This is a genomic window from Parafrankia soli (assembly GCF_001854695.1).
Taxonomy (GTDB): Bacteria; Actinomycetota; Actinomycetes; order Frankiales; family Frankiaceae; genus Parafrankia; species Parafrankia soli.
In genome coordinates, this window is the sequence record NZ_MAXA01000038.1 from 1 (window position 1) to 9,814 (window position 9,814).

8 protein-coding genes and 2 pseudogenes are annotated in these 9,814 nt (G+C 64.0%); 1 reads left to right on the top strand and 9 read right to left on the bottom strand.

Going from position 1 to position 9,814, the window contains the following annotated elements; genetic code table 11:
- Both BBK14_RS05360 and BBK14_RS37680 read right to left on the bottom strand, forming a co-directional pair.
- On the bottom strand, positions 1–774 hold a 774-nt coding region (locus BBK14_RS05360), incomplete at its 3' end, for a DegT/DnrJ/EryC1/StrS family aminotransferase (protein WP_241831156.1).
- A 68-nt stretch (positions 775–842) separates the two neighbouring features.
- Positions 843–2,261: a hypothetical protein gene (locus BBK14_RS37680; protein ID WP_131802159.1), complete on the bottom strand. Its 1,419-nt coding sequence runs from the start codon at positions 2,259–2,261 to the stop codon at positions 843–845.
- Positions 2,262–2,589: 328 nt separating this feature from the next.
- Between BBK14_RS37680 and BBK14_RS42015 the strand changes: the two are divergent.
- A pseudogene (locus tag BBK14_RS42015) lies at positions 2,590–3,047 on the top strand (integrase core domain-containing protein); the annotation flags it as partial.
- Between the two features lie 155 nt (positions 3,048–3,202).
- Here the strand turns inward: BBK14_RS42015 and BBK14_RS05375 are convergent.
- The 7 genes and pseudogenes from BBK14_RS05375 to BBK14_RS05400 all read right to left on the bottom strand — a co-directional run.
- Positions 3,203–3,928, bottom strand: a complete 726-nt coding sequence (locus tag BBK14_RS05375; protein ID WP_275078446.1) for a sulfotransferase — start codon at positions 3,926–3,928, stop codon at positions 3,203–3,205.
- Positions 3,816–4,061 (bottom strand): annotated as a pseudogene (locus BBK14_RS36675) (hypothetical protein); the annotation flags it as partial. The pseudogene BBK14_RS36675 and the gene BBK14_RS05375, both read right to left, overlap by 113 nt.
- A gap of 172 nt (positions 4,062–4,233) precedes the next feature.
- Positions 4,234–5,169, bottom strand: a complete 936-nt coding sequence (locus BBK14_RS05380; protein WP_071060090.1) for an ABC transporter permease — start codon at positions 5,167–5,169, stop codon at positions 4,234–4,236.
- Complete coding sequence (locus BBK14_RS05385) at positions 5,166–6,140, bottom strand: ATP-binding cassette domain-containing protein (RefSeq protein ID WP_071060091.1); 975 nt, start codon at positions 6,138–6,140, stop codon at positions 5,166–5,168. Before BBK14_RS05385 ends, BBK14_RS05380 begins: the two co-directional genes overlap by 4 nt.
- Before the next feature lie 157 nt (positions 6,141–6,297).
- Positions 6,298–7,617, bottom strand: coding sequence for a chitooligosaccharide synthase NodC (gene nodC / locus BBK14_RS05390; protein WP_071060092.1), 1,320 nt, complete (start codon positions 7,615–7,617; stop codon positions 6,298–6,300).
- 18 nt (positions 7,618–7,635) lie between these two features.
- Positions 7,636–8,337, bottom strand: a complete 702-nt coding sequence (locus tag BBK14_RS05395) for a polysaccharide deacetylase family protein (RefSeq protein ID WP_241831163.1) — start codon at positions 8,335–8,337, stop codon at positions 7,636–7,638.
- A gap of 980 nt (positions 8,338–9,317) precedes the next feature.
- Positions 9,318–9,814, bottom strand: a 497-nt coding sequence (locus BBK14_RS05400; protein WP_157904215.1) for a zinc-binding dehydrogenase, incomplete at its 5' end; no start/stop codon positions are given.

A 9,814-nucleotide genomic window follows, 5' to 3' on the forward strand; every position in this document is an offset into this window, starting at 1 on the left:
GGCTGACTGCATCTCGGTTAGCCGGTAATTGAAGCCCACCCGCCGATGGATGTACTCCGGCCCGAGTTCCATAAGCCCCATCCTCCTGGCCACGTCAAAGCCGTGGTCCCGGAGAGAACGACATTCCCAGCTCAGGTCCTCGTCATCGGTGACGATCGCGCCACCTTCACCACCGGTGGTGAAGTGCTTGCTCTGGCAGAAGCTGAAACAGCCGACATCGCCGACCGTTCCGACCTTCCTCCCCTTGTAGGTCGCGCCGATGCTCTGCGCGCAGTCCTCAACGACAAACAAACCATGCTTCCTRCCCAGATCGATGATCGGATCAAGATCCGCGACGACGCCGTAGAGGTGAACCACAATGATCGCCCGAGAACGCGGAGTGATTTTCTTTTCGACGTCGGCCACACTGAGCGTATGCGACTCGTCGACGTCGGCGAAGACCGGCAGTGCACCAGCTTGCAGCACACAGGACGCCGAGGCAACGAAGGAGTACGGAGTGCAGATGACCTCGTCTCCAGGCCCGATACCCAGCGCAGCAAGCGCGGTGTGCAAGGCGGAGGTTCCGCTATTCGTAGTGATGGCGTGCTCGGCACCGAGATACGCGGCCAACTCCGCCTCGAATTGCCGGCCGAGTTCACCGGTCCAGTAGTTCACCCGGCCGCTGCGGAGAGGCTCCATGGCCCGGTCGATACTCTCCGGCGCGAAGCTGGGCCAGGCCGGGAACGGTTCATCCGTAACCGGAGTACCACCAGATATGGCGAGTTTGGACATCATCGACCTCCTTTAACAGGTGGGCAGTCGGGGCGGAAATAGATATCGTGTGCCACCGGGTAACGTGAATCTCAACCGGCGAGCAAGTCGCCGAGCCAACGCGACATGGAGATGATGGTGAGTGCCGGGTTGGCCGCGCCGGTCCGGGAAAAATTCCCCGGACCGGCTAGGTAGACGCCGGGAAGCGCCTCGGCCTCGAGGTCGACGGTGACCTTCAGTGCACCGCCGAGCGGGTGGGAACAGGCTTCATGCTCGAACGACCCGTACGGTAGCTCGAACTGGGCAACCCGCCCGGCCAGAGGTTCGGCGAGCAACGCTTGAAAGGCCTCGGCCTCGCCGAACTTCCGCGACTCCTCGCCCTGGTTTCCGCCGTCGGCCGGGCCGACCAGACAGTCGCCGTCGGGACGCGGTGCGGTGATGTCGAGGAGCGAACCCTGGGCGATCTCGTCTGCCAGGCGCAGGAGCTCCTGTCGAACTTTGCCTATGCGATCGAGATCGGCGGACGAAATCGCCGTCGTTATGTGGGCAGCGGCAATGCCGTCGATCGACGACGGCTGGACCGCGAGCGTGCTGAAGTCGGCCGGACCGCTGCCCTGTTCGATCACGGCTGCAAGCGAGATGAGCCGGTCACCGTTCGGAAGAGCCGGCCGCTCCTGCACGAAGATGTTGGCGGACAGTGACGGCACCGGATGGTATCCGGTCCATAGCATCGGGTGTCGAAAGCTGCCCAGGGGCTCACCGGGTTCGATTCGCGCGAGGGCGCCGACGCAAAAATGGTCCGTGATGGAAGTCGTGATCGACTCCCCTGTCGTCTGGGCCAGGATCTGGATGTTCCCGATAGCGGACGACGCGAGGACACATGCGTCGAACCCCTGCCTCGTCGCAGCGCTGCCAGAAGGGGTAGCCACCTCTACGTCCCATCCGAGCTTACCGCGCCTCAGGGACCGCACACGGCCACGGACGACGCGGAAGCGGTCGCTTGCCGCGGCGAGTCGAAGGACCGCTGATAGCGGCGAATAGGCTTCGAACCGGCCGGTCAGACTGTCATAGCGTGCTGCTTGTGGAGCGTGCTGGAGGCCGACTCTGCTCGCAGCGGACAACTGTGCTGAGGCCACCAGCCCCGGAAACCTCGGGCTGAGTTCTGCGTAAACCTGTGCATAGCAGCCGGCCGGACCGACTAACCGCTCCTGCCAGCAGGGATGCCAGTCGACCAACTCCTTGGAAGTGAGCCCAAGAAGAACACCGTGATAACACAGCGAACGCCCGCCGAGTCGTTCCGAAAGACCGGCACCAAATCCCCAGCCGTCGCTGGTCCACCGCCGGACCTTCTCATCGCCCGGATGGATCGAGGTATCCCCGTCGACATGACGGCGACGGGTCGCCGGCCCGGCTTCGATGACTTCGACTTCCATCCCAGGCTGGGCCGCCATTCGGACCGCGGCCTCCAGCCCGGCCATTCCACCGCCGAGAACGGCAACCTTGCGGTTCATGGGCACCAGACCTTGTCGTCGTATTCCACATCGCACTCCATCGGTTCGCCGGCCTTGACGTGTCGGTGAGAGCCGCGACCGCGGGTCATCGGGTAGGTGTTGTGTTGTCCCGCGTCTGACGGCCTCCTCCAGGCCCACCAGACGCGAGACAAGTACCGGTCGAACTCTAACGGAATGTCCCAGCCTGACAAGGCCTGTTCGCCGCAGCTCCGATTTCAACGCAAACTCAGGCAAAGACCCGCGACCCACCAGCCGATCGTCGCCATAACGCTACGCCTAGTAGCGATGACCAAGAGTGATGACCAAGAGACTTTAATGAGGCGGCTACCCATCACGAAAGCGGCAGACCGATACGACGTGGCGGCAATTCCTGCACACCCAGGTATCGACGATGCTGGCCGTGGACTTCTTCCACGTTGACTCCGCCGTGACGCTCCGGCGTCTGCACTGCTTGTTCGTCATGGAAGTCGGCTCCCGCTCCGTCCACATCCTCGGGGTCACCGCACACCCAGACGAGTTGTGGACCACCCAGGTGAGTAGCCGGGGGAATCGCGCCCCCCGGCTCTCGCAGAACCGGGCGTAAACCTCTCGGTTTACCCGGCTCCCATCATCCAGCCTTCGGATACACCCCCAGCCGCCAGTGAGCGAACAGGGCGACGCCCCCACCGCGGCCGCGGCCTTCAGGCACCACGGCCCGACCACCCCGTCGCCGATCTGACCCGGGAACGGATCAAGCGCCAGCCTGTCCTCGGTGGCCTGATCAACGGATACGAACAAGCCGCCTAAAACCCCGGGTCAACACCGACAGCCCAGTTCTGGCTCCCTACAGCCAACTGAACCGTCACTGGAACGAGCCGGAGGAGACCCCACTATCTTCATCGCCGTGGACCGCTGGGCACGCGGCTGCCACTGCGCTGCGCGTTGCCCCGGCGGGATCACGCTCACGAAAAGAAAGCCTGGTACGGGGTGCCCTGGAAGTGGCCGCGCAGCTCGTCGTAGTTCAGCACCGCCTCGCTGAGCGGGCGCGTCTCCTGCCGCTGCAGGAGATGACAGTCCGACAGCGGATGCGGGGAAACACGGAGAAAGTCCCAGATCTCCGCCAGGCATTCCCCTGGGCTATCCCGCAGGTCCTCATAGTAAACTTCGTGGATTTTCTCCGGGGAAAAGCTGGCGAAGATGCGGCCATAGAACTCCTCGGCGCTTCTGAAGTAACTTTCGCAGTCTGCGGGTGACAGCTTCACGCGTGGCGGCACCGGCGTCGGGCCGTGCGCGCTGGGGGCCAGCCAGCGGCCGCTCTCACGCGCCTGGATGAGGGACCGGAATGACTCGAGCAGGTTCCGCCGTTTGAGCGCGATTACTTTCAGACTCGGCCAAGCCTCCAGCTCACGAAAAAAGGTGGGACGTTCCTGGAACTGAGGCTCATTGAGCTTGCAGCCGACGCATCTGACCTCATATTTTGCGTCCCGCCGCGGAAAGCGCACGAAGGCCAACTCGAGCAGTTCGGGGTCAGACATGTCCGTACGATCAACGCCAGGCCAGCCGGTGTCCCACGGATTAAGCAGCTCTCCGTTCGCCAGGACGTTCGGGTGCTCGTTGGCCAGAGCCTCCAGGTGGTGCGATCCCGTTCGCGGCATCGCCAATATGACAAATGGCTCTGGAGTCGACAATTGCCGCCCCTCCTACGACGAGATGATCCTCGATACACGTCTTGGAACAATCCCACAGGTCGGTGGACCTCACCCGGACTCCGGACACGATGGTCGCGCGGCCTGTACTCTCGACATGCTCGCGCAACTCGTCGCGGACGACTCCGTCCGTAGGTGTTTCGAAAGAACTCGGCCAAGCTCCGCGTCGTCACCCGGCTCGAGCTCATACTCCCACCGGATTTGGGTTTTCACGGGAATTTCTCCTGATTCTTTCTGGTCCTGCCGGGGAATGGCCAGAATCGGTGTCGGCGGGCGCCGAGGAGATTTCATCTGCTCGTCCGACGTATGAATCTCCAAACGGCCAGCGGCACGGTGGCAAACATTATTGCCAGCGACCAGGAAACCGATGCCAGAATCGGATGATCAGCCGGCCAGATATTCTCGATACCGGATGYCGTCGGATTTCCGAACAACTGGCGACAGGCAGTGGTGACAGCGGACAACGGGTTCCATCCGGCGACGGGCTGGAGCCAGCCCGGCATGCTGCTAACCGGGGTGAGCGCATTGGACAGATACATCACCGGAAAAAGCCAGACGGTACCCGCTCCAGCGGCCACCTCGGGATTGCTGACCGACACTCCGATCAGCGCTCCCACCCAGCTCATCGCCAGACCGAACAGCAGCAGAATAACAAATGCAAGTAGCGCGCCGCCCAGCCCGGCCTGCGCCCGCCACCCGGCTACCAGCCCACACGACGTGGTCACGAACACCGTGATGAAGGACCTTATGACGCCGGCATTAGTACAACCGGCGAGGATGCTCAGTCGCGACAGGGGGAGCGTACGGAGCCGATCGATCGTCCTCTGGCCCAGTTCGAAGGCGATCCCGCCGGATGTGGCCGAGGCGGCGCCCATGACGACCGTCTGGGCCAGAAGGCCAGCAATGACGAAATCCGTGTAATCGGCTCCACCGGGAAGTGCGATGGCCTCGCCGAAGAGATATATCATCGCCAGGGTGAAGATGGCTGGTTGGACGATACTGTAGACGATGAGGTCGGGCTGGTGCGGCATTCGCATCAGTAGACGCCTGGTCAACAGGTAGACGTCGAGGAGGAACGCGACAGGGCTGGTTCCCTCCAGTTTCCTTGGCCTGCCGCGGTCACCCATGACGGGATATGGACGCGTCCTCCGATGGCAATTGGCGGCGACCTGCTTCTCACTGTCCGGTTCGGCGATACCATCAATAGTCGTATTCGGCTTCATTCCACCGCGGCCGTCTCGTGCGGAGCTTTGGCATCCATCGGGCGCCCCGTCAACGTGAAGAAGACGTCGTCGAGGCTCGGGCGGCGCAACTCAACGTCCTCGAGCTCGATCGCCGCAGCGTCCAGCTCGCGCAGCACCTGGGTCAGCAGGCCGGGTTTGTGCGGTGCCATGATGGCGATCCGCCGCTCTGATCGCGCGACGACAGCCTCAGACGTCGCGAAACGATCGAGGATGTTCGCGGCCAGAGGTAGGAGCTCATCGTCGCACAGGACGATCTCAATGCGGTCGTCGCTGGTTAGGGTCTTCAGTTCTTCCGCAGTGCCTTCGGCGATGAGACGGCCCTGGTCGACCACGGCGATCAGGTCGGCGAGCTGGTCCGCTTCCTCCAGGTACTGGGTGGTGAGCAGGAGCGTCACGCCGGAGCTGACAAGCTCTCTGATGAGATCCCAGGTGGCGGTACGACTGCGCGGGTCGAGTCCGGTGGTGGGTTCGTCCAGGAACAGAATTGAGGGTCTCTTGATCAGACTGATGGCGAGGTCGAGACGGCGTCTCATGCCACCCGAGTAGGTTCGTGCGAGTCGCCCGGCCGCCGCGGTGAGGTCGAACATGTCCAGCAGCTCCCGGGCCCGCCTGCACGCGTCCCGCCGGCTGAGACGATGCAGCCGGCCGAACAGCTCCAGGTTCTCCGCGCCGGTGAGCAGGGGCTCCACAGCGGTTTCCTGGCCAGAGACACCGATACGGCGACGTACCTGCAGTGGTTGCCGGGCCACGTTGAAGCCCCCCACCCAGGCATTGCCACTGTCCGGTGTCAGAAGCGTCGTCAGTATATTCACGGTCGTGGTCTTACCAGCCCCGTTCGGTCCCAGCAGCCCGAGCACCCTCCCGGTAGAAACATGCAGGTTCAGACCGTGCAGGCCGTACGCCGCACCGTATTTCTTGGTCAGATTCTCCGTGTGGATCCCGTTATCCATCAGGCCATGCCCTTCTGAGTCGCWCCCGCGCCTGTCCGCCGAGCTCACCGGTTACCAGTCTTCGAATATTCAGACTCCTGGCGTGGGGTCGCTCCTGTCGGCGCCGCCTCACCGGCTTTTCTGGTCTGGCGACTACCATCCGTGTGCCCCTGACAGCTCAGGATGAAAACGGGAAGGTGGCGGAGGATGAATTAGGCGCAGGCCCGGGCCCGGGCTGCGTGGGAAATACGACCGTCGGCACTCCTTCTTCGTCACCGCCCGGGCCGGCAGCCGGAATGGCACGCGAACCCCAGTTGGCATTGCTCAGGGTGCAGATCGCGTAGGCCTTCAGTGGGAGTAGCAGGAAGATGTTGATGAAGGTGTGCAGCGCAAAGGCGAAGAACCTCGCCTGGCGGGTGCGCCAAGCCGCACAGCAGCAGCTGATCAGGGTCACCACCGTGATCACCAGGATTGGCCACCATGACATCATTGCCGTCGCCACGACCTGCGTGAATCCGGTCAGCACCGTCAGGCCGAGCAACGGTGGTGCGAGGTTCTGGCCTATCACGTCCAGCACGAGATAGCGGTCGAGCCGGGGCAGCAAGCGTACGGCCAGCAACGTATCGCGGTATGTGCTGCGCGCCCACCGAAGTTGCTGGCGCAGGTATGGCCGGATTCGCTCGGGTACCACCGTCRCCGCCGTCGCGTCCGGAACGTACTCGGTACGCAGGCCCGCCTTGAGCATGAGAATGGTCAGGTGACGGTCCTCACCGAAGTCGCTCGGCCTCCCCCGGAAAAACTGGGTCTCGTACTGGTCAAGCATCGCAAGGAGGACGGAACGACGGTAGACCGCGCACGGCCCGCAGCAGCACATGACAGCGCCGAACTCAGCCTGGGCCGCCCGCTCCTCATTACAGGCGATCCAGTACTCCATATCGACCAGCCTGGTCAGCCAGGTGGCGCGTCTGTTGCGGGCGACCATCTGGCCCATGGCCGCGCCGACGGCCGGATCGGCCATCTTCGCCGCCAGCTTGCGCACGACATCCGGTTCGATCGTGGTGTCCGAGTCGACGTTGACCACCAGGTCACCGGCTGACCGACGGATCGCCGCGACCTGCGCCTTGCGCTTCCCGACGTTGTGTGGCAGCAGCAGGACGGTGAACCGCGGGTCGGCAGCGTAGGTGTCGTAAACGGGCCGCAGGCGGCCGCGATTTGTAGAGCCGTCGTCGACGAGGTAGACCCGCAACTCCCCCTGGTAGTCCTGCGCCGCAACCGAACGCAGGCACGCTGCCAGGGTCAGTGGGTCCTCGTTGTAACAGGGGATAATCACATCCACACTCGACAGGCCGTCGCAAGGGTCTGCGTGGTGCGCGGTAGTCGGCCGGTAAGCGCGCCGGGCATAAAACGTCTTCGCGCCCTGATAGCCGATGGCGAGGGTGACATAGGATGAGGGGATGATTATATTGGCGGTGGAGAGAATACTCATCGCGGCCGACATCGTGAGCTCCGGAGGGCGTCAGACCGGTTCGCCAACCGGGGAATGGATGGACGGGACGGGAAGCGACTGGAAGACAAACCCGCGGTCATGCAGCGCCGGAATCAAACGGCGGAGCACCATGACTGTCTGTTCACGCAGCCCGGTGTGGCTGCCACTCGGCAAATCATCCGCCGGGCATCCGTCATGCAGAAGAATGACTCCCCCCGGCCGGATGCGTGTCAGCACCGTCTCGGCGGTCACGTCCACACCGCGACGTGACCAGTCGCGCGGATCCACCGACCAGTTCAGGGGCTCCAGTCCGAACAGCGCCGCGGACGCCCGGGCCTCGCTGGTCCAGGCGCCGTACGGCGCTCGCAGGTAATCCCCGATCACGCAGAAGGTGGCGACCACTCGGTGCTCCGCGAGCACATCGAGTACCTGCGGTGCACAAAAAGAGTTCGGCCCGTCATCGAACGTCAAAAAGACGTTTCGGCTGCCCTCTTCGACCCGGATCGTGCGCCCGTCGATCTGGCCGGGTTCGGACTCCAGCCGCAGCGGCGTGAAGATGTTGACCGGGGCCCGGGAGCGGATCGTCATCGTTCCGGTGCGATGAGTGTCCCGGCGTGCGCGCAGGGCTGCTGCGGTGCGGCGTGGCTCGGTCCACCGGTCGCCGCAGGGCTGCGTGCACATCGCCGTACCCGTGATGGTCGATGCCACGGCCTGTCCGTACGACAACTCCACTCGATCTCCTTCGCTCGCTGTCCCGATGGACCAGGTTGGCCGGGTCAGGTGAAGCAGAGATAACTTAACGCAATTTTTTTGCTTAGCATCAAATAGGCGGGCGTCTTTTAGTGCTTCTTAGCCACATTTGAGCTACCGAGGGCGACCGCCGCGTGAACGAATACCTGCCCGCGGTCGTGGGCGGGAACGATCCCGGGCCTAGCCAGCGCCGCCGGCAGCCGGCCGCGCAGCCCGGGCTCCTCGGCCGGCAGCCGCAGCAGCGGCGCTCCGGCCCGCGATCAACCCGGACGCTTCGCCGGTCAGTTCCAGCGACCGGGACCACTGTGAGGAGCGTTTTCCTGGTTCCGACGCCGCCGTAGCTCCAGCCTGGATGCAGTGCGTCACGAACACCTCAAGCAGTCTGCAGTTATCACCCTGGATGCCAGGCCCCCCGGGCGCCATGCCCATCTACCCGTTCGGCGCCGAGGAGCAGAGGCGCGAGTGGCTGCCGATGCTGAGCAGTAGCGAGTTGCGGTCCCCCCGGTGGCTCCGGAGCAGGTGGGACGGCGTACTCCACCAGCGCGGAGATCAGGAAGCGGGGAGCGGGGTGAGCGCCCTTCGAGCGCGCCCGCCCACAGGCCTGCGCCGTAGGCGATGTTGTCCAGGCGGCGGGCGAGAAGGACGGGGAGCCGCCGAAAAATAACGTCGGTTCTTGATCTGCGGCTTGGGCTCGTGGACCGCTGTCCCAGTCGGGGAGTCGAATCGACAGACCAACATCAAGACCTGAAGTTTTTCCGGCGGCTCCCTGGCGAGAAGGAAGCGTCCTGGGTCGAGGGGCGGGGAGAGTCGGTGGTATTCGGTGATGCTTTCGGTGATGACAGCTATCAGCAGGACACGCGGCGGAAGCGACGAGAGATCAGGCTGCCGGTGAGGCTGAGTAACTAACCGGTGCAGAAGTGAGAACGGTTCGGCGTGGCACCTGCACCGCACCAGATCCGGGATCAGTGCTCGTGCACGAGCACCCCGCGGATGTTCGTGCCGTCGACAAGGTCCTGGTAGCCCTGGTTCACCTCGTCCAGCCGGTACCTACGGGTGATCAGCTCATCCAGCTTGAGCTGACCCGCCTGGTAGAGGCCGAGCAGCTTCACGATGTCGTACTGCGGGTTACAGCTACCGAACAGCGTGCCCTTGATCGTCTTCTCCCACAGGGTGAGCACCGCACCGGAGACGTGCACCGTCAGCTTCTCCGGCGCGGCCAGCCCGGTCACCACGACCGTGCCGCCCTTGCCGATGATGTCGAACGCTGCCGACACGACCGCCTCGTCGACCGTGCCGACCAGGATGAGCGCCTGGTCCGCGCCCTGGCCCCGGGTCAGCTCGATGACCGCCTCCTGTGCCTCCGCCGCGGTGGCGAACGCGTGCGTGGCACCGAACTTCAGCGCTGTGTCCCGCTTGAACGAGTTCGGATCGATCACCACGACGTTCTTCGCTCCGGCGT